At 73.1% G+C, this 23,797-nt stretch carries 19 protein-coding genes; 8 read left to right on the top strand and 11 right to left on the bottom strand.

Going from position 1 to position 23,797, the window contains the following annotated elements; genetic code table 11:
* Nucleotides 1-106: 106 nt before the first annotated feature.
* Complete coding sequence (locus tag ASE68_RS19015; protein WP_055863190.1) at nucleotides 107-1,768, bottom strand: amidohydrolase; 1,662 nt, start codon at nucleotides 1,766-1,768, stop codon at nucleotides 107-109.
* The gene (locus ASE68_RS19020) at nucleotides 1,765-3,105 is read right to left on the bottom strand and encodes a hypothetical protein (RefSeq protein WP_055863192.1); all 1,341 of its coding nucleotides are present in this window, start codon (nucleotides 3,103-3,105) and stop codon (nucleotides 1,765-1,767) included. The genes ASE68_RS19015 and ASE68_RS19020 overlap by 4 nt, the downstream gene beginning before the upstream one ends.
* 189 nt (nucleotides 3,106-3,294) lie before the next feature.
* Here ASE68_RS19020 and ASE68_RS19025 point away from each other — a divergent pair, with 189 nt between their 5' ends.
* Both ASE68_RS19025 and ASE68_RS19030 read left to right on the top strand, forming a co-directional pair.
* On the top strand, nucleotides 3,295-3,912 hold the full coding sequence (locus tag ASE68_RS19025) for a TetR/AcrR family transcriptional regulator C-terminal domain-containing protein (protein WP_055863194.1): 618 nt from the start codon (nucleotides 3,295-3,297) through the stop codon (nucleotides 3,910-3,912).
* Between the two features lie 111 nt (nucleotides 3,913-4,023).
* Nucleotides 4,024-5,481: a basic amino acid/polyamine antiporter gene (locus ASE68_RS19030; protein WP_055863196.1), complete on the top strand. Its 1,458-nt coding sequence runs from the start codon at nucleotides 4,024-4,026 to the stop codon at nucleotides 5,479-5,481.
* A gap of 212 nt (nucleotides 5,482-5,693) precedes the next feature.
* Here ASE68_RS19030 and ASE68_RS19035 read toward each other — a convergent pair whose 3' ends face one another.
* Entirely contained in the window at nucleotides 5,694-6,026 is a 333-nt protein-coding gene (locus tag ASE68_RS19035; RefSeq protein ID WP_055863198.1) for a carboxymuconolactone decarboxylase family protein, read from the bottom strand.
* A 347-nt stretch (nucleotides 6,027-6,373) separates the two neighbouring features.
* Between ASE68_RS19035 and ASE68_RS19040 the strand changes: the two genes are divergently transcribed.
* Genes ASE68_RS19040 through ASE68_RS19050 form a run of 3 tightly spaced genes read left to right on the top strand, consistent with a single transcriptional unit; the run spans nucleotide 6,374 to nucleotide 8,536 of the window.
* On the top strand, nucleotides 6,374-6,820 hold the full coding sequence (locus ASE68_RS19040; RefSeq protein WP_082462527.1) for a MaoC family dehydratase N-terminal domain-containing protein: 447 nt from the start codon (nucleotides 6,374-6,376) through the stop codon (nucleotides 6,818-6,820).
* Nucleotides 6,820-7,257 carry a MaoC family dehydratase gene (locus ASE68_RS19045; protein ID WP_055863202.1) on the top strand — a complete coding sequence of 146 codons (438 nt, stop codon included), beginning with the start codon at nucleotides 6,820-6,822 and terminating at the stop codon, nucleotides 7,255-7,257. The genes ASE68_RS19040 and ASE68_RS19045 overlap by 1 nt, the downstream gene beginning before the upstream one ends.
* Nucleotide 7,258: 1 nt before the next feature.
* The gene (locus ASE68_RS19050; protein ID WP_369800126.1) at nucleotides 7,259-8,536 is read left to right on the top strand and encodes a UDP-N-acetylmuramate dehydrogenase; all 1,278 of its coding nucleotides are present in this window, start codon (nucleotides 7,259-7,261) and stop codon (nucleotides 8,534-8,536) included.
* Between the two features lie 159 nt (nucleotides 8,537-8,695).
* Here the strand turns inward: ASE68_RS19050 and ASE68_RS20390 are convergent, their stop codons facing one another.
* Both ASE68_RS20390 and ASE68_RS19060 read right to left on the bottom strand, forming a co-directional pair.
* Nucleotides 8,696-9,220, bottom strand: coding sequence for a hypothetical protein (locus ASE68_RS20390; RefSeq protein ID WP_055863204.1), 525 nt, complete (start codon nucleotides 9,218-9,220; stop codon nucleotides 8,696-8,698).
* An 8-nt stretch (nucleotides 9,221-9,228) separates the two neighbouring features.
* The gene (locus tag ASE68_RS19060; protein WP_055863206.1) at nucleotides 9,229-11,037 is read right to left on the bottom strand and encodes a PspC domain-containing protein; all 1,809 of its coding nucleotides are present in this window, start codon (nucleotides 11,035-11,037) and stop codon (nucleotides 9,229-9,231) included.
* Between the two features lie 127 nt (nucleotides 11,038-11,164).
* Between ASE68_RS19060 and ASE68_RS19065 the strand changes: the two genes are divergently transcribed.
* Together ASE68_RS19065 and ASE68_RS19070 are read left to right on the top strand one after the other, a co-directional pair.
* On the top strand, nucleotides 11,165-12,361 hold the full coding sequence (locus tag ASE68_RS19065) for an ATP-binding protein (protein WP_235481284.1): 1,197 nt from the start codon (nucleotides 11,165-11,167) through the stop codon (nucleotides 12,359-12,361).
* Between the two features lies 1 nt (nucleotide 12,362).
* Nucleotides 12,363-13,052, top strand: coding sequence for a response regulator transcription factor (locus ASE68_RS19070; RefSeq protein WP_055863427.1), 690 nt, complete (start codon nucleotides 12,363-12,365; stop codon nucleotides 13,050-13,052).
* Here ASE68_RS19070 and ASE68_RS19075 read toward each other — a convergent pair.
* From ASE68_RS19075 to ASE68_RS19100, 6 genes are all read right to left on the bottom strand, one after another.
* A complete protein-coding gene (locus tag ASE68_RS19075) occupies nucleotides 13,018-14,649 on the bottom strand; it encodes a bifunctional phosphatase PAP2/diacylglycerol kinase family protein (protein ID WP_235481301.1) in 1,632 nt (543 codons plus the stop codon). The genes ASE68_RS19070 and ASE68_RS19075 overlap by 35 nt on opposite strands.
* A 56-nt stretch (nucleotides 14,650-14,705) precedes the next feature.
* Nucleotides 14,706-16,412 (bottom strand): long-chain-fatty-acid--CoA ligase, encoded by a 1,707-nt coding sequence (locus ASE68_RS19080; RefSeq protein WP_055863208.1) that lies wholly within the window; start codon nucleotides 16,410-16,412, stop codon nucleotides 14,706-14,708.
* 245 nt (nucleotides 16,413-16,657) lie between these two features.
* Nucleotides 16,658-18,385, bottom strand: a complete 1,728-nt coding sequence (locus ASE68_RS19085) for an MDR family MFS transporter (protein ID WP_082462531.1) — start codon at nucleotides 18,383-18,385, stop codon at nucleotides 16,658-16,660.
* A gap of 35 nt (nucleotides 18,386-18,420) precedes the next feature.
* On the bottom strand, nucleotides 18,421-19,053 hold the full coding sequence (locus ASE68_RS20625) for a TetR/AcrR family transcriptional regulator (protein WP_235481303.1): 633 nt from the start codon (nucleotides 19,051-19,053) through the stop codon (nucleotides 18,421-18,423).
* Nucleotides 19,054-19,185: 132 nt separating this feature from the next.
* Nucleotides 19,186-19,995 carry an ABC transporter permease gene (locus tag ASE68_RS19095; protein ID WP_055863213.1) on the bottom strand — a complete coding sequence of 270 codons (810 nt, stop codon included), beginning with the start codon at nucleotides 19,993-19,995 and terminating at the stop codon, nucleotides 19,186-19,188.
* Nucleotides 19,992-20,951, bottom strand: coding sequence for an ABC transporter ATP-binding protein (locus ASE68_RS19100; RefSeq protein ID WP_055863214.1), 960 nt, complete (start codon nucleotides 20,949-20,951; stop codon nucleotides 19,992-19,994). The genes ASE68_RS19095 and ASE68_RS19100 overlap by 4 nt, the downstream gene beginning before the upstream one ends.
* A 112-nt stretch (nucleotides 20,952-21,063) precedes the next feature.
* On the opposite strand from ASE68_RS19100, the gene ASE68_RS19105 reads away from it, so the two are divergent.
* On the top strand, nucleotides 21,064-23,796 hold the full coding sequence (locus tag ASE68_RS19105) for a phosphoenolpyruvate carboxylase (RefSeq protein WP_055863216.1): 2,733 nt from the start codon (nucleotides 21,064-21,066) through the stop codon (nucleotides 23,794-23,796).
* Nucleotide 23,797: the final 1 nt, after the last annotated feature.

Here is a 23,797-nt window from a genome sequence, read left to right on the forward strand (position 1 = left end):
GGCCGCCTCCCGCGACACCGGGAGGCGGCCTCATCCTCGTCTTGCTGTCGAGCGCCGGTCGAGCCCGTCGAGTCGGTCGAGCGGATGCCGCCGGCGGGCCCCCGGGCTACGCGGCGCGGCCCTCGTCGGCTGCCGCGGCATCCGCCTCGAAGACCGTCGCGCCGGCGACGACCGTGCGGATCACGCGCGCCGTGAGCAGCGACGCCTCGCCCGCGGCGAACGGGTCGACGTCGAGCACCGCGAAGTCGGCGGCGAGGCCGGCCACGAGGCGTCCGCGCGCATCGCCGTCGCCGCACGAGGCGGCCGCATCGCGCGTCGCGTGTCCGATCGCCTCGGCGAGGGGCAGCGCGAACCCGGGCAGCGAGGGCTCGAACGACGGGTCGAGCGCCGAACGGCGCGTGGCGGCCACGTACATGTTGTGCAGCGCCTCGTGGGGTGCGGTCGGGGCATCCGTCGAGAACGCGAGCAGGGCACCGGCGTCCACGAACTCGGGCCAGGCGAACGCCCGATCGACGCGCTCGTCGCCCAGCATGGCGACCCAGTTGTCGAAGATCGCGGGGTCGGCGTGCACGGGCTGCATCGACGCGGTCACGCCGAGGCGCGACATCCGCTCGGCCGTGCCGGGGGCCGCGTACTCGAGGTGCTCGATGCGGTGGCGGCGCGGCAGGTCGCCGTTGACGGCCACGGCGTGCTCGATCGCGTCGAGGGCGATCTCGCTGGCGTAGTCGCCGATCGCGTGCTGGGCGACCTGCAGGCCCGCCGCGTCTGCTGCGGCCACGACGGGCTTCAGCGCGTCGAGCGGCCAGATCGGCTCGGCGTTCGAGCCATCGGCGTACGGATGCCGCATGGCGGCCGTGCACGCGTCGATCACGCCGTCGAGCACGAGCTTGACGCCCACGATGCGCAGCCACGGCGCGGTCGGCGCGGCGGCCGTCTCGGCGGCGAGGCGGGCGGCGGTCTCGACCTGCGCGAGGTTCGCGGCCTCGTCGCCCGTGTTGGCGACGAACCAGTGCGCGGCGACGCGGATCGGCAGCGTGCCGCCCCGGCGGTCGATCGCACGCTGGAACGCGGCGAGTCCGAGCTCGTCGAACGCCATGTCGACGACGCCCGTCACGCCGGTGGCGAGGTAGGCGTCGATCGTGCGCTCGACGGCCGCGTCGCGGTCGGCGTCGGTCGTGAGGCTCGCGAGGTGCTCCCACACGAACTGCTGGGCGGCGGTCTCGTAGAGCATGCCGTCGGGCTCGCCGTCGGCGTCCCGGCCGATGCGCCCGCCGATGGGGTCCGGCGTCTCGCGCGTGATGCCGAGGTCGGCGAGCGCGGCGCCGTTGACCCAGCACGAGTGGTAGTCGTTCGCGTCGAGGAACACGGGCACGTCGGCGACGGCGGCGTCGATCATCGCGGCGGTGGGGGCGCCGGGCACCGAGTCGAACAGCCAGCCGCGGCCGAGCACGCGCGGTGCGGTCGGGTCGGCGGCCCGCGCGGCGCGGAGCCGCGCCTGGATCTCGTCGAGCGTGCGCGCATCGGTGAGCGGCACGCGGCCGAGCGCGTCGCCCATCATGACGAGGTGCGTGTGGGCGTCGGTGAAGCCGGGCAGCACGAGGCGTCCGTCGAGGTCGACCGTCGCGGCATCCGCTCCTCCGACGCGCAGCGCGCCGGCCGCATCGCCGACGAAGGCGAGCACGTCGCCGTCGACGACGAACGCCTCGGCCCACGGAGTCGACGGCTCGGCCGTGAAGACGCGTGCGTTGCGGTAGATCGTGCGGCTCATGCGAGCACCTCGTCGGCGTCGGCGCCCGTGGCGGCGGTGGCGGAGGAGGATGCGGCTGCGGCGAGCGCTGCGGCATCCGCCCGTTCGGCCTTCTCGTGCTGTGTCGAGACGTGGGCGGCGAACGCGGCGGGCACGGCGAGCACGAAGCTCGCGATGCCGAGCACCACCGTGAAGCCCTGGAACCCGAAGACCTCGACGAGCGCCGCGCCGATCACGGGCGTGAGCGCCGAGCCCACGAGGTAGACGGCGAGCAGCGGGCCCGACCAGCGGCCCTCGACGTCGAGCGCGGCCGACGTCGAGACGAAGTACATGAAGGCGATCGCGTAGATCGTGTTCCACGCGATGAAGACGACGATGAACGCGGTCGGGTCGGCGACGAAGCCCTCGACGATCTTCAGCACGCCGCCGAGCACGAGCAGCACGACGAGCGGCACGGCGCGGCCGAGGCGGTTGCCGACGACCATGAGCAGCACCGAGCCGACGAGTCCGCCGGCGGTGGCGCCGCTGAGCGCGAGGCCCAGGCCCTCGGGGGTCAGCGCGGCCTGCTCGGCGCCCATGACGCCGGTCATCGCCCAGAGCGAGTCCTCGCTGACGGCCCAGAGCGCGAAGGTCGCGAGCAGCACGAAGCCGGCGATGGTCGCGAGGCGGGTCGGACGAGCGGATGCCGCGGCGCGGGCCCTGAGCGCCGGGATCGCCGACGTCTCGGGCACCTCGAGGGGCACGGCCTCGGCGACGGCCGCTCCGGCGTTCGCCGCGGCGACGGGTGCGGCCGGCAGCCAGCCGCTCACGAGCAGCGAGACGAGCGAGAACAGCGCGAGCGCGCCGAACACGTCGATCGGTGCGAGGCCGATCAGCGGCACCACGGCGAGGATCACGGTGACGATCGCCCGGTTCGCGAGGCCGTTGAAGCCGGCGACGCGGTCGGGGTTCGTGAACGCGGCGATCGCGGCACCGGAGGCGGCCACCGCCCCGCCGGCGCCGACGCCGCCGAGCAGCAGGCCGGCGACGACGACGCCGGGTGCGGCGATGAGCGCGGCCGCGCCGAAGCCGAGGATCGCGATCACGAGGCCGACGCGGGCCACGAGCAGGCGGCGGGGGCCGGCGCAGAGCGGGGCGATCGCGAGGCCGGTGATCGCGGTGGCGAGCAGCGCCCCCGTGACGATCCAGCTGGCGGTGAGCACGTCGCTGCCGAGCGCGCCCTGCAGCGCGGTGATCATGTACGGCGACAGGTTGACGCCGAGGTAGCCGGCGATGCCGATGGTGAAGGTGGCGGTGGCGGTGGGCAGTCGCAGCGGCACTCGCGCGCCCTGGTCAATGCCGAGGTCGAGGTCGGTCATGTTCGTTCTCCGAGGGGGCTGGGCACTCCGTCGTGCCGGCGGGGGTCCGTGTCGTCGGGGTGTCGCGACGCGGTAAGTGAATGGTGTTCGTTTATTATGCACATCAGGGTTCGGTCGCGGAAGGCCGATACCCTGATCCGGGACATTCGGCACGCCGGGCCGGCTCGACGACGAGAGGGGGAACCGATCATGGCGAGACCCAAGGTTCCCCTGCTGTCGGTCGATCGCATCGCGGATGCCGCCCTCGAACTCGTCGACTCAGGCCAGCCGTTCGGGGTCAACGCCCTCGCCCGCCGCCTCGGCGTGACGCCGTCGTCGCTCTACAACCACGTCGACGGGCGCGACGGCATCATCGAGCTCATGCGCGGACGCTTCTCGCGCGACGCCGGTGCCGGAGCCCAGGCGAGCGGCGGCGAATGGCACGAGGTCGTCGCCGAGACGCTGCGCGCGCAGCGACGCATGTACGCGGCGCACCCCAACCTCGTGCCGCTCATCGTCGGCAAGACCATCACCGACCCCTACGTCATCGCCAGCTACGACCACCTCGCCACGACCCTCGTCGACGCGGGGTTCCCCGACGACGAGGTGCTCGGCGTCATCGCCCTCCTCGACGCCTTCGCCATCGGCTTCGGACTCGACCTCGCCTCGCCGCACGACGTCTGGCAGCCCGAGGGGGAGACGCAGACCCTCGGCCGCCTCATCGCCGACGCGCCGCACGGCGACGAGCGCTCCGACCGCGCCTTCGACCTCGGACTCGAGCTCCTCATCGAGTCGCTGCGCGCACGCCTGGCGCGCCTCAACGCCTGAGCGGCGCGCGAACGCCGGCCCGCGGCATCCGCTCGCCCCTCGGGTGCCCGCCGGTGTAGCGTCGGCGCAGGGGATTCGCGGGGCGGGCGAACGCGGGCGAACGGGGGAGCCATGTCGACGACGCGACCGACGGCCGCGCAACCGGCCACCGTGCGCCTCGGCACCGGCAGCCTCACCGCGGTCGTCGTCGGATCGATGGTCGGCGCGGGCGTGTTCTCGCTGCCCGGCCAGTTCGCCGCGAACACGGGCGTCGTCGGCGCCCTCATCGCCTGGACGATCGCCGGCACGGGCATGCTCATGCTCGCCTTCACGTTCCAGGCGCTCGCGAACCGCAAGCCGCACCTCGACGCGGGCGTCTACTCGTACGCGAAGACGGGGTTCGGCGACCTGCTCGGCTTCTTCTCGGCGTTCGGTTACTGGGCGAGCGCGTGCGTCGGCAACGTGACCTACTGGGTGCTCATCATGTCGACGCTCGGCGCGTGGATCCCCGCGCTCGGCGACGGCGAGACGATCCCCGCGATGATCGGCGCGACCGCGGGCCTCTGGGTCACGTTCCTGCTCGTGCGCCGTGGCGTGCGCGAGGCGGCCGCCGTCAACCGCATCGTCACGGTCGCCAAGCTCCTGCCGATCGTGGTGTTCATCGTCATCTCGCTCACCGTGCTCGACCCCGAGGTGTTCGCCGCGAACCTGCTCGGCGGGGTCGACGCTGGCCCGTTGTTCGACCAGGTGCGCGGCACGATGCTCGTCACGGTCTTCGCGTTCCTCGGCGTCGAGGGCGCGAGCGTCTACTCGCGGCACGCCAAGCGGCGAACGGATGTCGGCAGGGCGACCGTGCTCGGCTTCCTCTCGGTGCTCGCGGTCTTCGCCTCCGTCACGATCGTGTCGTACGGCGTGCTGCCCGCCGACGAGATCGCGGCGCTCCACGAACCCTCGATGGCGGGCGTGCTCGAGGCGGCCGTCGGCGAGTGGGGCGCCGTGCTCGTGAGCATCGCGCTCATCGTGGCGGTGCTCGGCGCCTACCTCGCGTGGACCCTCATGGCCGCCGAGGTCGTGTTCACGGCCGCGCGCGACGGCGACTTCCCGCGCATCTTCGCGACCATGAGCTCGCGCGACGTGCCCACCGTCGCCCTGCTCGGCTCGACGGTCTTCGCGCAGCTCGTGCTCGTCGTCGCGTTCTTCTCGGCCGACGCGTTCGGGTTCGCCCTCGACCTGACCAGCGCGCTCGCGCTCGTGCCGCTCCTGTTCGCGGCCGGCTACCTGCTGAAGATCGCGATCCGCCGCGACGGCTACGGTCCGGATGCCGCGTCGCGCCGTTCGCGCGCCACCGAACTCGTGATCGGGGCGGTCGCCACGGGCTACGTGATCTTCCTGCTGCTCGGCGCCGGCCTCGAGCTGCTGCTCATCTCGCTCATCGTGCAGGCGCCGGCGACCCTGCTCTACTTCCTCGCCCGCCGCGAGAACTCCCGCCCCCTCATCGCCTCGCGCTGGGACGTCGTCGTGCTCGCGGTCGCCTTCGGGGGTGCCGTCGTCGCGGTCGTCGGCCTCGCGGCGGGCTGGCTCGCGATCTGAGGAGCGCGCGGCGTGCCCGGTTGCGGGCGGCGCGCCGTGCTTCGACCGCGAGTGGTCGATTTCGGCTGCTTCGGCGCGCGCATTCCGGCCGGAAATGACCACTCGGCGACGGGCGGCGGCGTGGCGCCGGCGGCGTGGCCGGCGGGTGGCAGGGACGGCCGCGTGCGGCGGACGCCCGCATGCGGCATCCGCTCGTCGGCGCACCTCCGGGATCAGTCGGCGAACACGCCCTTCGCGACGTTCATCGCGCCCATGCCCTTGGGCCATCCGGCGTAGAAGGCGACGTGGGTGAGGGCCTCGATGAGCTCCTCGCGGGTCACGCCGTTCTCGACCGCCCGCCCGAGGTGGAACGCGAGCTGGTCGTGGTCGCCGCCGGCGGCGAGCACGGCGACCGTGATGAGGCTGCGGTCGCGGGGCGAGAGCTCGGGCCTGTTCCAGACGTCCTCGAAGAGCACGTCGTCGGTCAGCGCGGCCAGCTTGGGCGCGAAGTCCCCGAGTGTGCGGCGGCCTCCGCCGACCTGCTTGGGTGCCTGGCTGTCGGTCATCGTCTGTCCCGTCCCGTCCTGTCGATGTCGTGATGCGGTGCGAGACGTGGTCGTGCCGTGTCGTCTCGCCCTTCGAACGTATGCGCGGGCGAATGCACGTGGCAGTCACTGCGAGTGCCCCCTTCGGGCCCTGCTGCAGCTGGCGCGCCGCGCCGCGCCACGCCGCGCCCGCGAGTGGTCGATTTCGGCTGCCTCGGCGCGCGCATTCCGGCCAGAAGTGACCGCTCGGCGACGGGCGGCGGCGTGGCGCCGGCGGAGTGGCCGGCAGGGTGGCCGGCGGGTGGCAGGGACGGCGGCGTGCGGCGGGCGCCCGGCCGCGGCATCCGCTCGCCGAATAGACTGTGCGGGTGCCAGTGAACCCCGAGCTGCAGGGGCGGGTCTTCCCGCCGGCCGAGCCGTACCTCGTCGGTCGTGAGAAGGTGCGCGAGTTCGCGCGCGCCGTGTTCGCGACGCATCCGATCAACCATGACACCGAAGCCGCGCAGGCGGCGGGCTACGCCGACGTCGTCGCGCCGCCCACGTTCGCGGTCGTCGTGCAGGAGCACACGCTCGCGCAGCTGCTCGCCGAGCCCGACGCCGGCATCGACTTCAGCCGCGTCGTGCACGGCGACCAGCGCTTCACGTCGACCCGTCCGATCGTCGCGGGCGACCTGCTCACCGCGACGCTCACGGTGGCGAGCGTGAAGACGCTCGGCCCGCACTCGATGGTCACCGCAGAGACGAACGTGACGGATGCCGCGGGCGAGCACGTCGTGACCGCGACCTCCACGCTCGTGGTGCGAGGTGATGAGTGATGGCCGCCGCGTCCGCAACGCCCTCGTTCGATCGGCTCGCCGTCGGCGACGTCGTGGCCGAGCGCGAGTTCGCGCTGACCCGCGACTCGCTCGTGCGCTACGCCGGGGCATCCGGCGACTTCAACCCGATCCACTACCGCGACGACGTCGCCGCCTCGGTCGGCCTGCCCGGCGTGCTCGCGCACGGCATGCTCACCATGGGCTTCGCGGTGCAGCCCGTCGTCGACTGGGCCGGCGACCCCGGCCGGGTGCTCGACTACCAGGTGCGCTTCACGCGGCCCGTGGTCGTCGACCCCGCCTTCGGCGCGACCGTGAGCGTCAGCGCCAAGGTCGGCCAGCTCGACGCCGACGCGCGCGCAGCCCGCATCGACCTCACCGTCACGTTCGACGGCGCGACCGTGCTCGGCAAGGCGCAGGTCCGCGTCGTCCTCGGCTGACATGGGCGACTCCGAGATGACGTCACCCGAGGCCGTGCCGGGCGCGACCGAACCGACCGAACCGACCTTCGCCGAGCTCACGACGCTGCGCGTCGGCGGCCCGATCCGGCGCCTCGTCACCGTGACGACGCAGCGCGACCTCGTCGACGCCGCCGCCCACGCGTGGAGCGACGTCGAACCGTGGATGGCGCTCGGCGGCGGCTCGAACCTCCTCATCGGCGACGAGGGGTTCGACGGCACCGTCATCCGCATCGCGACGAAGGGCATCGAGGTGCTGCGCGGGTCCGAAGCCGACGGCGAGCCCGGCGCGGAGCCCGGCGCGGAGCCCGACACCTCGACCGTGCACCTGCGCGTGCAGGCCGGCGAGGTCTGGGACGACCTCGTCGCCTGGACCGTCGACAAGGGGTACTCGGGCATCGAGGCGCTGTCGGGAATTCCGGGCAGCGTCGGCGCCGCGCCCGTGCAGAACATCGGCGCCTACGGCCAGGAGCTCGAGTCGACGCTCGTCGCGATCGAGTTCCTCGACGAGGGCGCCGACCGTCCCCGCCGCATGACCGCCGCCGAGCTCGAGCTCGGCTACCGCACCTCGGTGCTGAAGCAGGGGCTGAGCGGCATCGTCGTCTCGATCGAGCTCGCGCTGCACGACACGGCCGCCGAGCGCGCCGTGCTCGGCGAGGCGCTCGGCCAGGCCGTCGCCTACGCGCAGCTCGCCGGGGCGCTGCACGTCGACCTCGGCGACCGCGTGCCGATCGCCCGCGTGCGCGAGAGCGTGCTCGCCCTGCGCGCCTCGAAGGGCATGGTGCTCGACCCCGACGACCGCGACTCGGTGAGCGCCGGATCCTTCTTCACCAACCCCATCGTCGGCGAGCATGCGGCCAGGTCGCTGCCGGGCGATGCACCGCGCTGGTACGTCGAGCCCGAGGTCGCCGACGAGGTCGTGCCCCTCGCGAACGCCCTCGAGGAGTCGCCGCTCGAGCAGTTCCTCGCGCACCAGGCGTCGCTCGAGACATCCGAATCGGTGACGGATGCCGCGGCGACCGAACCGAGCGTGAAGCTGTCGGCCGCGTGGCTCATCGAGCGCTCGGGCATCGGCCGCGGGTTCGCCCTGCCCGGATCGCGCGCCGCGATCTCGTCGAAGCACACGCTCGCCCTCACGAACCGCGGGGGAGCGACGGCCGAGGAGATCGCCGAGCTGGCGCGCTACGTGCGCAACCGCGTGCAGGCCGAGTTCGGCATCCTGCTGCATCCCGAGCCGGTGGTCGTCGGGCTCGAGCTGTAGGGCGGCCGAACCGGTCGAGGAGGCGCGCAAGCGCCGAGCTCCGCCGGTCGAGTAGGCGCGCAAGCGCCGTATCGAGACCAGCGGCAACCGGCGCGCGGGCCTCGAGACGCTTCGCTCCTCGACCGGCGGGTGACCCGACTGAGGCCTCGATACGCTTCGCTACTCGACCGGCCGGGCGCGCTCGCCGCGCCGGATGAGGCCGACGACGCCGAAGAGGGCGACGATCACGCCGACCGCGATGAGCGCGTAGAGCCAGGCGGCGAGCGGGTTGAGCCCGGCGATCCAGGCGTCGGCGGCGAGGCGCCTGGCCGGATCCACGAGGATCCACAGCGTCAGCGCGGCCGTGCCGCCGAAGATCAGCGCCCACACGAGGGCGCCCCAGCGCACTGTCGGTCGGCCCGGGGGCGTCGTCGATGCCGGGGCACGCGACGCGGAGGCGTACACCGAGTCGGGCCGGTCGGCGGATGCCGCGGGGTCGGCCGGCGTCGTGAAGAAGGCGGGCTCTGCGGCGGCCGGCGGCGACAGCGGCACCGTGGTGAAGGCGTCGGCCGCGGCATCCGTCTCGATGACGGCCGTGGGGCCGGTGCTCGCGGCGGCGTGGAGGTCTCGAGACGCTCCTTCGTCGCTGCTCGACCGGCGGTCGGCGTCGGCGTCGTCGGCGGGGCGTGAGGTGTTCTCGGTCATGTTCTCGCTCATTCCATGATCTGGATGTGGACGGTGCCCGTGCGCTGCGACAGCTCGAGCACGGCGTCGACCTGTTCGCCGGACTTCAGGGCCCTGGCGCCGGCCTCGCCGCCGAGCACGAGCGCGGCGCGATCGAGGTCGCCGATCTGCGGGACGCGCATCGCGCCCTCGTCGTCGTAGACCGTGATGTCGACGGGGCCGGCGTCCGACGCGTCGAGCAGCACCACGGCGCCGTCGTCGAGTCCGAGCCAGGTGTCGCCGATGCCCTGCGTGAGTTCTACGACCGCGGGGGAGCCTGCGACCGGCAGCGCTCGCATGTAGGCGTTGCCGATCGGCTGCACGAGGCGCTGCGAGGTGGTGAGGTCGATGCTCTCGTCGGGGCCGATCAGCCGGCCCTGCGAGGAGAACGTCGCCGCGCCGAGCCCGACGAACATGGCGAGAACGGCGGTGAGCGTCAGGAACGCGAGCGCCCCGCTCCGACGTCGCCGGAGGGCCGCGATGATCATGCCGAGCGCGAGCACGAGGGTGCCTGCGGCCAGCGCCACGGGCACGGCGAAGGCTGCGACCCCCGCGTCGCCGAGGGCCAGCAGTGCGACGATCGCGCCGCCGATGAGGCTCGCGCCGAGCATCGTGAACACGAACGCGGCGCTCGCCCTAGGGCGGCTCGCACGACGTGCGGCCCTGGCCGCATCCGCGCTCGCGGCGAGTGCGCGGGCCTTCTCCCGGTTCTCGGCGGCGGCGCGGGCGCGGGCGGCCCGTTCGGCCTGCTCCTGCCCGGTCTTCCACTCGGTGTGCGCGACGCGCCATGCCTCGTGCTGCTCACGCCACTCGGCGATCGCCGCGGGGTCGGCGCCCATCGCGGGCACCGGGGGCTCGGTCGACGTCGTCGGGCCTGCTGCGGCCGCGATGGTCGCCGCACCGGCGCTGGGATCGGCCGGAGTCGCGGACGCGGCATCCGTCACCTGAGCGGATGCCGCATCCGCACCCGTCGAACGGGTGTCGCCGTTCGTCGGGGGAACCGGGGCTGCGGACGTCGCGGCGGCCGCGCTCGCGGCAGCCCCAGGCGTGGACCCCGACCGGGCGGCGTCGGCAGCGGAAGCCGTTCGCGCGCCGGCGCCGCCGGCCGGGGGGTTCTGGGAGGCTCGCCGGGCGAGCCAGATGACGAGGGCGACGATGCCGCCCACGATGAGGAGGGTCCAGATGATGCGCAGCGGCACCGTGAGGTTGAAGCCGAAGATCGGGTCGGCGATGTAGGGCCACTCGTCCCACCACTGCCAGCCGAGCCAGCCGCCCTGCACGAACGGGATCAGGCCGAGCACGCCCATGACCGCGATGCCGACGACGGCCGGGTCGACGATGCCGCGGGTGAGGCGTTCGAGGTGGATCTCGCCGTCGGCGTCGGGCAGCAGCAGCCAGGCGATCGCATAGAGCAGCACGAACGGGGCGCCGAGCACGGCGACCACGACGACGATGCCGCGCACGATGATCGGGTCGATGCCGAGGCGGGCGCCGATGCCGGCGCAGACGCCGCCGAGCCATCCGGCGCGGCGCGGCAGTCCGAGGCGCCGCAGCCAGGCGTAGAAGCCGGGGCCCGTCGCGTCGGGTGCGGCCGGCCTGCCACCGGCATCCGTCGCGCCCGAGCCGTTCGGAGTGCCCGAGCCGCCTGAACCGCCCGCGCCGCCCGAGCCGCCTGCACCCTCTGCACCTGATGAAGCCGAACCGACCGCCCCGTCGACCGACGGTCCGACCTGCGCGGAGTCCCCCTGCACGCCTTCCGGCACTGGGTCGGTCTGCGGGGCGGTCTGGTTCGTCTCCATGCCTCGATGCTGGCAGCGGCGCTGGGCGACCCGCTATGGGGTGAGTCCCTGATTCGACCCTGACGGTGACCCGGGGGCCGGGGCAGGTGGCGCCGGGCGTGCTTGGATGGCAGACATGGAGCCCCGGATGTCGCGACCGCGCGCCTGCGTCGCCACGGGCGTCGCGGCGGGGCTGGCCGCGCACCTCGGCTGGCCGGTGCTCGTCGTGCGCGCCGCGTTCGTCGTGACCAGCGTCGCGGCGGGTGCGGGCGTGCTGCTCTACGCCTGGCTCTGGGCGTTGACGCCGTGGGAGCCGGGCGAGCGGCGTCCGAGCCGGCGGGCCCCGGTCGCGTGGCTGCTCGTGTCAGCATCGGCGGCAGTGCTCGCGGTCGCGTGGCTCACGGCCGGGCGGGCGATCGGCGCCGACGCGGCCGACCTGCGGTGGTGGTTCGGCGGCGTGATCGCCGGGGTCGGGCTCGCCGTGGCATCCGGAGCCTGGGCGACCTTCATCGACCGTCCCGAGCCCGAGCGGGGGCCGAGGCACGAGCTCACGATCCGGCTCGTCGCGACGGCGCTGCTGCTGGTCACGGCCGTCGGCCTCGTGTTCGGCGAGAGCGCGCGCTGGCATCCGGTGCCGACGTTCGCGGCCGCGCTCGCCGCGGTGCTCGGCATCGGGCTGGTCTACGCGCCGACGCTCGTGACCGCGTGGCGCGAGCTCACCGAGGAGCGCACGAAGCGCATCCGCGAGGAGCAGCGCAGCGAGATCGCCGCGCACCTGCACGACTCGGTGCTGCAGACGCTCGCGCTCATCCAGAATCGGGCCGGCGCCACGACCGAGGTGGCCCGCATCGCCCGGGCGCAGGAGCGGGAGCTGCGCGACTGGCTCTTCGACGGCGAGGCGCCCGCCGACAGCGACCTCGGAACCGACCTGCGCGACTTCGCCGCGGCCCTCGAGATCGACTACCCGGTGACGATCGACGTCGTGGCGGTCGGCTCGTCGAGCGAGCGGGCGAGCGGCGAGGTGGCGGCCGCTGCGCGCGAGGCCATGCTGAACGCCGCACGCCACGCCGGCGGCGAGGTCTCGGTCTACGTCGAGGCGACGCCCGACTCGGTCGAGGTGTTCGTGCGCGACCGCGGCGACGGGTTCGACCTCGGCGAGGTGCCGAGCGACCGGCTCGGCGTGCGGCAGTCCATCATCGGGCGCATGCGCCGGGCCGGCGGCTCGGGCGAGGTGCGCCCGGGCGCGGGCGGCGTCGGCACCGAGGTGCGACTGCGGTTCCCGGCCGAGCGCATCGGCAGCATGGGGAGCGCCGGAAACTCCGGCACGGAGGGTGCACGTGGCTGACCTGAACCCTGCCGAGACGGCGGGCGCGGCATCCGTTCGCGTCGTGATCGTCGACGACCACTCGATCTTCCGCTCGGGGCTGAAGGCCGACCTCGACGCCTCGATCGAGGTCGTGGGCGAGGCGCACGACGTCGAGTCCGCCGTGCTCGCGGTGACGGATGCCGCACCCGACGTCGTGCTGCTCGACGTGCACCTGCCAGGGGTCGGCGTGCCGGCCGGCACGAGCGGCGGGGCCGAGGTCATGCGCCGCGCCGCGGCATCCGTGCCGGGAACGAGGTTTCTCGCGTTGAGCGTGTCGGACAAGGCCGAAGACGTGGTCGGCGTGATCCGCGCCGGCGCTCGCGGATACATCACGAAGGGGTCGTCCGGAGCCGACGTCAGCCGCGCGGTGCACGCCGTCGCGAGCGGCGACGCCGTCTTCTCGCCGAAGCTCGCCGGATTCGTGCTCGACGCCTTCGGGGCCGCCGTCGGCGAGACCGCGGCCGCGAGCGACGAGCTCGACCGCCTCTCGGCGCGCGAGCAGGAGGTCATGCGCCTCATCGCGCGCGGCTACGCCTACAAGGAGGTCGCGGCCGAGCTCTACATCTCGACGAAGACGGTCGAGTCGCACGTCTCGGCCGTGCTGCGCAAGCTGCAGCTCTCGAGCCGGCACGAACTCACGGCCTGGGCGAACGCGCGCCGCCTGCTCTGACGTCGCGGTCGCGGGGGCCGGCGGCCGGGCGGTAGACGTCGAGTGCGGCCGGAAGCACGCGCACGGTCGTGCGATATCCGGGCCCGGGGGTGCGGGCGGATGCCTCGGCCGGCGCCTCGATCGACACCTCGCCGTCGTGCGCGAATCCGGGCGGCTGCCCCTTGCGCGGGCGCACGAGCACGTCGATCGACTCGGTGGTGAACGACTCGAGCCGCTCCGGCAGGAGCCGCAGCCGGCGGAGCACGGCGCTCGTGCGCCGTCCGAACGCGAGCGCGCCGACGGCTCGCACCCGGGTGCCGGCATGCAGCACGCGCACGTCGAGCTCGCCGCCGTCGAGCCTTCGACGCTGCATCGGCGCTGCGATGCCGGGGTCGTTGCCGCCGACGCCCACGTACAGGGTCCAGACGCGGGCGCGGCGTCCGCCGACGACGACGGTCACCGGATCTGAATGCCGCAGCACCCGCACGGCAGCAGCGACGGCGGCGGGCCACTTGCCCCACCGGCCCTGGAGGCGCTCGCGCTCCGCGACGAAATCCGGGTAGATGCCGACCGAGGCGGTGTTCAGCACCGTGATCGGCGAACCACCGGCGAACCGGAGCTCGGCGACATCCGCTCGCACGCCCTCGCCCCGTTGCAGCGCATCGACGGCGAGGTCGACGGATGCGGCGCCCGCCGTGCGTGCGAAGTGGTTGAACGTGCCACCGGGCACGACGAGCAGCGGCACGCCGGCGGTCCTGGCCTCGTGCGCCACGGCGGCGACCGACCCGTCGCCGCCGCAGACGCCGACGATGGTCGGCGGCACGTCGCGGGCGAGCGCGGCGCGCACGACGTCCTGCGGGTCCTCGCCGTCGGCGAGGAGGTGCAGCTCGGCGAGCGGCAGCCGTCGTTCGAGCACCCGCACCGGATCGGCGCGAACCACGCTCGTGCCGGATGAGCGGTTCACGACGATGAACGCGCCCTCCCCGTCTGGCGAGGCGGGCAGCCGGCGGTCGGTGCCGGTCGGAGCGGACCCATCGCGCTCGGAGGGCCGGTGCGGGGGCGCGATGGCGGCGCCGAGCGCGGCCACCCCCGTGCCGAGCGCGAGCCCGCCCACGACGTCCGACAACCAGTGCGCCCCCGTGTGCAGGCGGGAGTACGCCACGCCGAGGGCTGCCGGAGCCAGGACCAGGCCGAGGCGCGGCGATTCGATCGCGACGCCGGTCGCGAAGGCCGCCGCGCTCGCCGAATGGCCCGACGGGAACGATGCACTGACGGGCTGCTTCGGCAGGCGCCGAGCGATCGGCACGTCGGAGAGCAGCGGCCGCTCGCCGCCGAAGAGCCGCTTGGCGATCAGGTTGGCGAGGGCGCTCGCGGCGAGCAGCGAACCGAGTCCGCGCGCGGCCGTGCGGGGGCGGCCGGTCGCGGCGAGCACGCCGGCGATCGACCACCAGAGCACGCCGCGGTCGGCGAACCCCGAGACCTGCGACCAGAACCGATCGGCCACGGGATGGCTGGGTCCGGCGTTCACGGCGCGTGCCGTCGCGGCATCCGCTCGCCGAGCCCACACGGGCAGGATTCTCGTGCGCTGCACGGCGGCGCGTGCGTTCTGGAGGACCACCACGTCATCGTATGCGGCGCGGAGGCCCCGGCCGACGGCCCGGCCGGCGTGGGGCGTCAGCCCTGCGACATCCGATCGAGCAGCTCGTCGCGCACCTCGCGGCGCAGCACCTTGCCGATGAGCGAGCGGGGCAGCTCGTCGAACAGCTCGACGTGCTTCGGCACCTTGTAGGGCGTGAGGCTCGTGCGGCAGAAGTCGCGGAGTGCGGATGCCTCGAACACCGCGCCCTCGCGCAGCTCGACGCCCGCGGCGACGGCCTCGCCGCCGTCGGCGCGCGGCAGCCCGACGACCGCGGCGCCGCGCACGTCGGGGTGCGCGAGCAGGGCCGACTCGACCTCGGACGGCGAGACGTTGAACCCGCCCGTGATGATGAGCTCCTTGACGCGGTCGACGATCGTGACGAATCCCTCGTCGGACACGTGCACGATGTCGCCCGTGCGAAGCCAGCCGCCGGGCAGCAGGGTCTCCGCGGTCTCGGCCGGGCGGCGCCAGTAGCCCTGGAAGATCTGCGGCCCGCGCACGAGCAGCTCGCCGGCCTCGCCCGCCGGCCGGTCCTCGGCCGGGTCGGACGGGTCGACCACGCGGATCTCGGTGCTCGGGAACGGCACGCCGACGGTGCCCGGGCGACGTGTCGGTCCCATCGGATTGCCGACGGTGATCGGCGAGCTCTCGGTCATGCCGTAGCCCTCGACGAGGAGCCCGCCGGTGGCGCTCTCCCAGCGGTCGACGGTCGCGATCGGCAGGCTCATGGCCCCCGAGATGGCGAAGCGGATGCTCGCGAGGGCCTGCGGCCGACGCTCGGCGGCGCGCACGAGCCGGTCGTAGATCGGCGGCACCGCGGGCAGGAAGGTCGGCGGCGAGTGACGCGCCGCATCGAGCACGAGCTTCGGGTCGAACGTCGGGAAGAGCACGAGTCGTGCGCCGATGCTCATCGCGGTGGTGAGGCACAGGGTCAGGCCGTAGGCGTGGAAGAGCGGCAGCACCCCGTAGAACGTCTCGCCGCCGAGGTCGAGCCCCGGCACCCACGCGCGGCTCTGCATCGCGTTCGCGCGCAGGTTGCGGTGGCTGAGCACGGCGCCCTTCGGGGCGCCCGTGGTGCCGCTCGTGTACTGCAGCACGGCGGTGTCGTCGAGCGAGGGGCGCGGATGCCGCTTGGCGAGCGCCCGCCGCGAGGTGAGGTGCTCCCAGGCCACGAGTCCGCGGGCCTTCGGCGTCGTCGCGAGGGCGGCGCGGGAGCGCCTGGCCTGCGGGATCGGGAGGCGCAGCGCCATCCGCTTGCCGAATGGCAGGGCCTTCGACACGTCGACCGCGACGATGTGGTCGGGCCGGATGTCGCTCGGGAACTCCGCGACGGTGTCGGCGACGTTGCTCCAGGCGATCGCGACGCGGGCGCCGTGATCCTCGAACTGGTGCCGCAGCTCGGGCGGCGTGTAGAGCGGGTTGTGCTCGACGACGATCGCGCCGAGCCGCAGCGCCGCGTAGAACGCGACGACGTGCTGCGGGCAGTTCGGCAGGATGATCGCGACGCGATCGCCGGCCGTCACCCCGAGCCGGCGCAGCCCCTCGGCGGCGGAGGCGATCTGCTCGCCGAGCTCGCGATAGCTCGTCTCGGCGCCGAAGAACTCCAGCGCGGTGCCCTTGCGGTACCGGCCGACGGCCGCGTCGATCATGTCGACGAGGGTCTCGGTCGGTTCATCGATCTCGGGCGGCACCCCCTCGGCGTAGTGCGCGAGCCATGGGCGGTGATCGTACGGGGATGTCATGCGAGCCTCTCGAGGCCACCCTGCATGCGTCGACCACGGCGCTGCCCGTCGTTGCCACGGCGCATGCGGATGCCACGTTCAAGCGTAGGCGCATCCGCATGCCGCGTGCCGAATCCGTCGTCTGGGACTGCTCGTGCAGGAGATCAGGCCCCATCCCCGCTCCACGCGGAGGAAGGTGCCCGAGCTCCTGCAGACGGAGGACGGGGAGGACCGGGCGCGCCCGTGTCGAGGCGCGCCCGGAGTCGTCAGCCCTGCGAGGGCGTGCTGCCGGGGGAGGTGCCGGCCGAGCCGCCCTGCGAGGGCGTGCTGCCCGTCGCCGTCGAGACGGGCTCGCCGTCGTCGGCCGGACCGGTGACGACGGTCGCGCCGTCGCGCATCGCCTGCTCGGCGGCATCCGCCTCCTCGCCCGTGATCGCCTCGCCGCGCGCGACCATGCCGGCCTCGTCGGAGAGCGGGATCTGCTTCAGGAAGAGCGCGAGCACGAACGCGGCGAGGATGAACGGGATCAGGTACCAGAACACGGGCGCCAGCGAGTCGGCGTAGGCCGTGACGATCGAGTCGCGCACGGGGTCGGGCAGCTCCGAGAGCTTCTGCGGGTCGAGGGTCGACATGGCGTCGCCGGCCTGGGCCGCGCTCGCGCCGGCATCCGTGAAGATCTTCGTCAGGTTCTCCGACAGGCGGGTCGCGAACATCGCGCCGAAGATCGCGACGCCGAGGGACGCACCGACCTCGCGGAAGTAGTTGTTCGTGCTCGTCGCGGTGCCCACCTGGGTCGGCGGCACGGCGTTCTGCACCACGAGCACGACGACCTGCATGATGAGGCCGAGGCCCGCGCCGAACACGAACAGGTACACGCAGATCAGCCAGATCGGGGTGTCGGCCGAGAGCGAGGTCATGGCGAGCATGGCGAGCGCGGTCACGAGCGTTCCGGCGATCGGGTAGGCGCGGTAGCGGCCCGATCGCGAGATCGCGATGCCCGACCAGATCGAGGTGCCCATCATGCCGGCCATCATCGGCAGCATCAGCAGGCCGGATGCCGTCGCCGAGGCGCCCGACGACATCTGCAGGAACGTCGGCACGAACGCGATGGCCGAGAACATGCCGATGCCGAGCGTGAAGCCGATCGCGGTCGCGTTGACGAAGACCGGGTTCTTGAACAGCGACAGCGGGATGATCGGGTCCTCGGCGCGCGCCTCGACCACGACGAAGGCCGTCGCGGCGGCGAGGAGGCCGACGCCCCACGCCCACGTCTCGATGGCGTCCCAGCCGTGTGCGGCGTTGCCGCCGAAGTCGGTGAAGAAGATGAGGCAGACGGTCGCCGCCGAGAGCAGCATGACGCCCAGCACGTCGACCTTCTTCTCGGCCTTCTTGCTCGGCAGGGTCAGCGTGAACCAGGCGATCGCGAACGCCGCGATGCCGATCGGGATGTTGATGTAGAACGCCCACTGCCACGTCAGGTGGTCGACGAAGTAGCCGCCGAGCAGGGGGCCGGCCACGGCCGAGAGGCCGAAGATCGCGCCGAGCGGGCCCATGTACTTGCCGCGCTCGGAGGCGGGCACGATGTCGGCGATGATCGCCTGCGACAGGATCATGAGCCCGCCGCCGCCGAGGCCCTGCATCGCGCGGAACGCGACGAAGGCCCAGAAGGTCGGGGCGAACGCCGCACCCACGGAGGCCACGGTGAACAGGGCGATCGCGATGAGGAACAGGTTGCGTCGCCCGAGCACGTCGCCGAACTTGCCGTAGATCGGCATGACGATGGTCGTCGCGAGCAGGTAGGCGGTGGTGATCCACGCCTGGTGCTCGACGCCGCCGAGCTCGCCGACGATCGTCGGCATCGCGGTCGAGACGATGGTCTGGTCGAGGCTCGAGAGCAGCATGCCGGCGATGAGGGCCGAGAAGATGATCCAGATGCGTCGCTGGGTGAGCACGAGCGGGCCGCTCGTCGCCTTGGGTCGTGCCGTGGTGGTCATTCGGGTGCCTTCGGTGGTTCGGGGTGTTTGGTGATTCAGGGGCGAGGGGCGGATGCCGGTGCGCAGGCCGCGCGGGTCTCGGCCACGGAGTTGCGGAGCATCGTGGCGAAGTCGACGGGCGACGTGTCGGCGTCGGCGAAGTACTGGTGGCCGACGCGGCCGACGAGGGCGCCGATCACGGAGGCCGCGGTGCGTGCGAGCGGGTCACCCGGCTCGAGGTGCTCGCGCGCCTCGATGGCGGCGATGACGCGCTGTTCGAGCTGCTGGCCGGCGCCGATCATGCGGGGGAGCAGTTGCGGCTCGCGGTCGATGATGGCGTGCGGGTCGATCGCGTCGAACTCGTCGTCCCAGGCGGCGACGGTCGCGATCGCGAGCTCGGCCAGCGCATCGAGCAGGGTCGGCGCGTCGTCGTCACCGCGGGTGAAGGCGGCCAGGGCCGCTTCGTCGATGCCGTCGGCGTCGTGGCCGATGACCGCGTCCTCCTTGGTCGGGAAGTAGTTGAAGAAGGTGCGGCGCGAGACGCCGACGTCGGTGCAGAGCTCGTCGACCGTGAAGCCCGAGAGCCCGCGTTCGATCGTGAGCTGGCGTGCTCGATGGCAGAGCGCGAGCCGGGTGCGGCGCATGCGCTGCTCGCGCAGTCCTGGCGTTGAACTTGCACTCTCGGTCATGGAGTGCAATTCTGCACTATTCTGCGAAGAGTGCAAATCCGAGTGGCGTTCGGTCATCGCCGAGGTGTGTCGGCGTGCGTCAGGCGCGTGAGGTGCGTCGGGTGCGTCGGGTGCGTCGGGTGCGCCGGGCGTTCAGGCGTCGCGGCGGATCCAGCGGAAGGTGAGGCGGCTGAGCACGAGCCCCAAGACGAGCCACACGAGCAGCGCAATGGCGACGCCCGGCAGGTTCCACGACTCGTTCTGCTCGAGGGCCTCCCAGCCATCGGGGAGGAACACCGACCGCATGCCCTGCGCGATCCACTTGAGCGGGAAGAGGCTCGCGATGTTCTGCAGCCAGTCGGGCAGCATGTCCCACTGCAGGTAGACGCCCGAGATGAACTGCAGGATCAGCCCGATCGGGATGACGACCGCGGCGGCGCTCTTGCCCGACCTGGGCAGCGCCGACAGGGCGATGCCGATCAGTGCGCAGGTCGTCAGGCCCAGCACGAACACCCAGGCGAACGTCAGCCACTTCTCTGGTTCCGTCGGCAGGGCGATGCCGAGCACGAGCCATCCGGCGAGGATCAGCAGCGTCGCCTGCAGGGTGCCGGTCACGAACACCTGGCCGATCTTGCCGAGGAAGTACGCCACCGGCGAGAGCGGGGTGCCGCCGAGACGCTTCAGGGTGCCGTTCGACTTCTCGAGCGCGATGTCGATCGCGAGGTTCTGCACGCCCGAGAGGAAGATGCCCGAGGCGAGCATCGCGGGCAGGTAGAGCGCCGCCACCGTGATCTCCGCGCCGGGCGGGCCTGCCTCGCCCGCGGCGCTGAACGCGGCCGAGAAGATCGCGAGCATCACGAACGGGAACAGGAACGTGAAGAACAGCGTGTCGGGCGCACGGAAGTACATGCGCGTCTCGACGCCGATGCGCGAGGTGCCCTGGGTCATCACGTTGGTGCTCATGCGGCCGGCTCCTCGGCGTCGGCGACCGGCGCGGCCGCGGGGCTGGTGGGGGAGGCGTCGCGTGGTTCGCCGGGCTCGGCGGGTTCGCCCGCCTCGCGCTCGGCGCTGCGCACGAGCCCGAGGTAGACGTCCTCGAGCGTCGGGCGGATCACCTCGAGCGCCCGCGGCTCGCCGCCCAGCGCGCCGACGATGGATGCCACGACCCGACCCGGTTCGTGGGTGCGCACCTCGTGCGGCCGGCCCTCCGCGTCGTTCCAGCGCACGACCGGCACCCGGGCCTCTGCACCGCCGATCTCGGTGATGCCCCCCACGTCGAGCAGGCGCCCGGCGGCGATGACGCCTGCGCGGTCGGCGAGTTGCGCGGCCTCGTCGAGGTAGTGCGTGGTGAGCAGGATGGTCGTGCCCTCGGCCTTCAGCGATCGGATGAGCTCCCAGAACTGCTGGCGCGCTTCGGGGTCGAAGCCCGTGGTCGGCTCGTCGAGGAACAGGAGCTCGGGCCGCCCGACGATGCCGAGGGCGACATCGACCCGGCGCTGCTGCCCGCCCGAGAGCTTCGCGACCCGCGTGCTCGCCTTCGCCTCGAGGCCGACGGCCGCGATCACCTCGTCGATCGGGCGCGGATCCGGGTAGAGCCCGGCGAAGTGGTGCAGCACCTCGCGCACGGTCAGGAGGCCGGTGTCGCCGCCCGTCTGCAGCACGATGCCGATGCGCGACTTCCAGGCGAGGCTGCCATGGGCCGGATCGACCCCGAGCACGTCGACCTCTCCGGCCGTGCGTGAGCGGTAGCCCTCGAGGATCTCGACCGTCGTGGACTTGCCGGCGCCGTTGGGGCCGAGCAGCGCGAACGTCTCGCCGTGGTGGATGTCCAGGTCGATGCCGTCGACCGCGGCGACCCCGCCGTAGACCTTGCGGAGGCCGCGGATGCGGACCGCGTCGTCGGTGCGTGAGGAGTGCATGCGTCGAGCCTGTCTGGTGACGGCGCCGAGCGACAACCCCCTGACGAGGGATTCACGGAAACAGCGTGTTACAGGATTTCGGGGTGCCGGGCGCCGGCAGTAGTTTCGAGGAATGCCCAGCCCCACGGAATCCGCATACGACCGCGACCGCGAACTCGTCGTCAGCGACATCGACGCGCAGTTCCGCGCCGACGTGAGCCTGCTCGGCGGGCTCCTCGGCACGATCCTCACCGAAGCGGGCGGGCAGGACCTCTTCGACGACGTCGAGCGGCTCCGGCACGCGGCGATCGAGGCCTACGAGACCCGCGACGGCGGCGCGCTCGCCGAGGCGGAGCGCATCGCGGCCGAGTTCGATCCCGCTCGCGCCGAGCAGGTGGCGCGCGCGTTCACCGTGTACTTCCACCTCGTGAACCTCGCCGAGGAGCACCAGCGCGTGCGCATCCTGCGGGCGCGGTCCGAGCAGCGCGAGCGCGACTCGCGAGACGCCGGCGGCGCGCTCGAGGCATCGGCTTCGGAGTCCGGTGCCCAGCGCGACGGAGCCGACGGCACCGACGGCTCCCTGTCGGCCGCCATCCGCCTGCTGGTCGACGAGGTGGGGGTCGACGAGGCGAGGGCCCGCGTGGCCGGCCTGCGGTTCCATCCCGTGCTCACGGCACATCCGACCGAGGCGCGCCGCCGGGCGATCGCGTCGGCCATCCGCCGCATCGGCGAGCTCATCGACGAGCGCGACGACCTCGCCCCCGGCGACCGCACCGTCGCCGAGATCGATCGCCGCCTCCTCGAGGAGATCGAGATCCTCTGGCGCACGGCGCCCATCCGCACCACGCGGCCCACCCCGCTCGACGAGGTGCGCACCGCCATGGGCATCTTCGACCAGACGCTCTTCGAGGTCGTGCCGCAGGTGTACCGCAGCATCGACGACCGACTCCAGCCCGATGCCGCGGGCCGGGGCCGTGCCATCGCCCCCGCCTTCCTCCGGGTCGGCAGCTGGATCGGCGGCGACCGCGACGGCAACCCCTACGTGACCTCCGAGATCACGCGCGAGGCGGCCGGCATCGCGGCCGAGCACGTGCTGCTCGGCCTCGAGCGTGCCGCGACCCGCATCGGCCGCACGCTCACGCTCGACGCCAGGGACACGCCGCCCTCGGACGCCCTCGCGGAGCTGCTCGCGGCCCAGCAGGAACTCGCGCCGAAGGTGACCGCGACGATCGGCACGCGTGCCCCGCACGAACCGCACCGCCGGGTGCTGCTCGTGATCGCGGAGCGCATCGCGGCGACGCGTCGAGGCGACGACCAGCTCGCGTACGCCGGGCCCGAGGCGCTGCTCGCCGACCTGCACGTGCTGCAGGACTCGCTCAGCCACGGCGGCGCCCTGCGCAGCGCGAACGGCGAGCTGCAGCACCTCATCTGGCAGGCCGAGACGTTCGGCTTCCACCTCGCCGAGCTCGAGGTGCGCCAGCACTCGAAGGTGCACCGGCAGGCGCTCGCCGAGATCCGCGCCGGCGCAGAGCTCGGCGAGATGACGCAGGAGGTGCTCGCGGTGTTCCGCGTGATCGCCGACCTGCAGCGTCGCTATGGCGTGCGCACGGTGCGCCGCTACATCGTGTCGTTCACGCAGAGCCCCGAAGACCTGGCGAACGTCTACGAGCTCGCGGCGGCCGCCCTCGGCGACGCTGCGGCCGACGTCGCAATCGACGTCGTGCCCCTGTTCGAGACCTTCGCCGACCTCGAGGCGAGCGTCGAGATCCTCGACCGCATGCTCGAGCTCGAGCAGGTGCAGTCCCGTCTCGCCGCCTCGGGCCGCAAGGTCGAGGTCATGCTGGGCTACTCCGACTCCTCGAAGGACGTCGGCCCCGTCTCGGCGACGCTCGCGCTGCACGGCGCGCAGGCCCGCATCGCGGCTTGGGCCGAACGCAACGACATCGAGCTCACGCTGTTCCACGGCCGAGGCGGCGCCCTCGGCCGCGGCGGCGGCCCCGCCAACGAGGCCGTGCTCGCACAGCCCGCCGGGTCGGTCGACGGCCGGCTGAAGATCACCGAGCAGGGTGAGGTCATCTTCGCCCAGTACGGCGACCCGGCGATCGCCAGGCGCCACCTCGAGCAGATGGCCTCCGCCGCGCTGCTCGCCGGCAGCCCGTCGAACGAGGCTCGCAACCGCGCCGCCGACGAGCGGTTCGCCGACCTCGCCACGACGCTCGACGAGACGAGCCGGGCCCGGTTCCACTCCCTCGTGAAGGCCGAAGGGTTCGCCCCGTGGTTCGCCGACGTCACGCCCATGGAGGAGGTCGGGCACCTCGCGCTCGGCTCCAGGCCGGCGCGTCGCGGGCTCTCGGTCGAGTCGCTCGACGACCTGCGCGCCATCCCGTGGGTCTTCTCGTGGAGCCAGGCCCGCATCAACCTCGCCGCGTGGTTCGGCCTCGGCACCGCGCTCGAGGCCGTCGGCGACGAGTCGCTGCTCCGCGAGGCGTACGCCGAGTGGCCCCTGTTCACGGCCATGATCGACAACTTCTCGATGTCGCTCGCGAAGACCGACGAGCGCATCGCGGCCCGCTACCTCGCCCTCGGCGATCGCGACGACCTCGCCGGGCTCGTGCTCGACGAGATGCGGCTGACGAAGCAGTGGCTCGGGCGCGTGACCCAGAGCGACGAGCTGCTCGTCGCCCGCCCGGTGCTGGCCAAGGCGGTTCGCCTGCGCAGCCCCTACGTCGACGCGTTGTCGCTGCTGCAGCTGCGCGCGCTCACGGCCGTGCGGGCGGGCGAGCCCGACGAGCCCGGTGACGACCACCACGCCCTGCTGCTGCTCACCGTCAACGGTGTCGCCGCCGGCGTGCAGAACACGGGCTGAA

Source organism: Agromyces sp. Leaf222, assembly GCF_001421565.1.
GTDB lineage: Bacteria > Actinomycetota > Actinomycetes > Actinomycetales > Microbacteriaceae > Agromyces.

Bases quoted from the DNA above. Each gene is read 5' to 3' on its own strand.
- ASE68_RS20625 (WP_235481303.1), bottom strand. From the start codon at position 19,053: ATGACCGAGAGTGCAAGTTCAACGCCAGGACTGCGCGAGCAGCGCATG.
- ASE68_RS19030 (WP_055863196.1), top strand. From the start codon at position 4,024: ATGTCGACGACGCGACCGACGGCCGCGCAACCGGCCACCGTGCGCCTC.
- ASE68_RS19100 (WP_055863214.1), bottom strand. From the start codon at position 20,951: ATGCACTCCTCACGCACCGACGACGCGGTCCGCATCCGCGGCCTCCGC.
- ASE68_RS20390 (WP_055863204.1), bottom strand. From the start codon at position 9,220: ATGACCGAGAACACCTCACGCCCCGCCGACGACGCCGACGCCGACCGC.
- ASE68_RS19060 (WP_055863206.1), bottom strand. From the start codon at position 11,037: ATGGAGACGAACCAGACCGCCCCGCAGACCGACCCAGTGCCGGAAGGC.
- ASE68_RS19105 (WP_055863216.1), top strand. From the start codon at position 21,064: ATGCCCAGCCCCACGGAATCCGCATACGACCGCGACCGCGAACTCGTC.
- ASE68_RS19015 (WP_055863190.1), bottom strand. From the start codon at position 1,768: ATGAGCCGCACGATCTACCGCAACGCACGCGTCTTCACGGCCGAGCCG.
- ASE68_RS19080 (WP_055863208.1), bottom strand. From the start codon at position 16,412: ATGACATCCCCGTACGATCACCGCCCATGGCTCGCGCACTACGCCGAG.
- ASE68_RS19050 (WP_369800126.1), top strand. From the start codon at position 7,259: ATGGGCGACTCCGAGATGACGTCACCCGAGGCCGTGCCGGGCGCGACC.
- ASE68_RS19035 (WP_055863198.1), bottom strand. From the start codon at position 6,026: ATGACCGACAGCCAGGCACCCAAGCAGGTCGGCGGAGGCCGCCGCACA.
- ASE68_RS19025 (WP_055863194.1), top strand. From the start codon at position 3,295: ATGGCGAGACCCAAGGTTCCCCTGCTGTCGGTCGATCGCATCGCGGAT.
- ASE68_RS19085 (WP_082462531.1), bottom strand. From the start codon at position 18,385: ATGACCACCACGGCACGACCCAAGGCGACGAGCGGCCCGCTCGTGCTC.
- ASE68_RS19020 (WP_055863192.1), bottom strand. From the start codon at position 3,105: ATGACCGACCTCGACCTCGGCATTGACCAGGGCGCGCGAGTGCCGCTG.
- ASE68_RS19095 (WP_055863213.1), bottom strand. From the start codon at position 19,995: ATGAGCACCAACGTGATGACCCAGGGCACCTCGCGCATCGGCGTCGAG.
- ASE68_RS19045 (WP_055863202.1), top strand. From the start codon at position 6,820: ATGGCCGCCGCGTCCGCAACGCCCTCGTTCGATCGGCTCGCCGTCGGC.
- ASE68_RS19065 (WP_235481284.1), top strand. From the start codon at position 11,165: ATGTCGCGACCGCGCGCCTGCGTCGCCACGGGCGTCGCGGCGGGGCTG.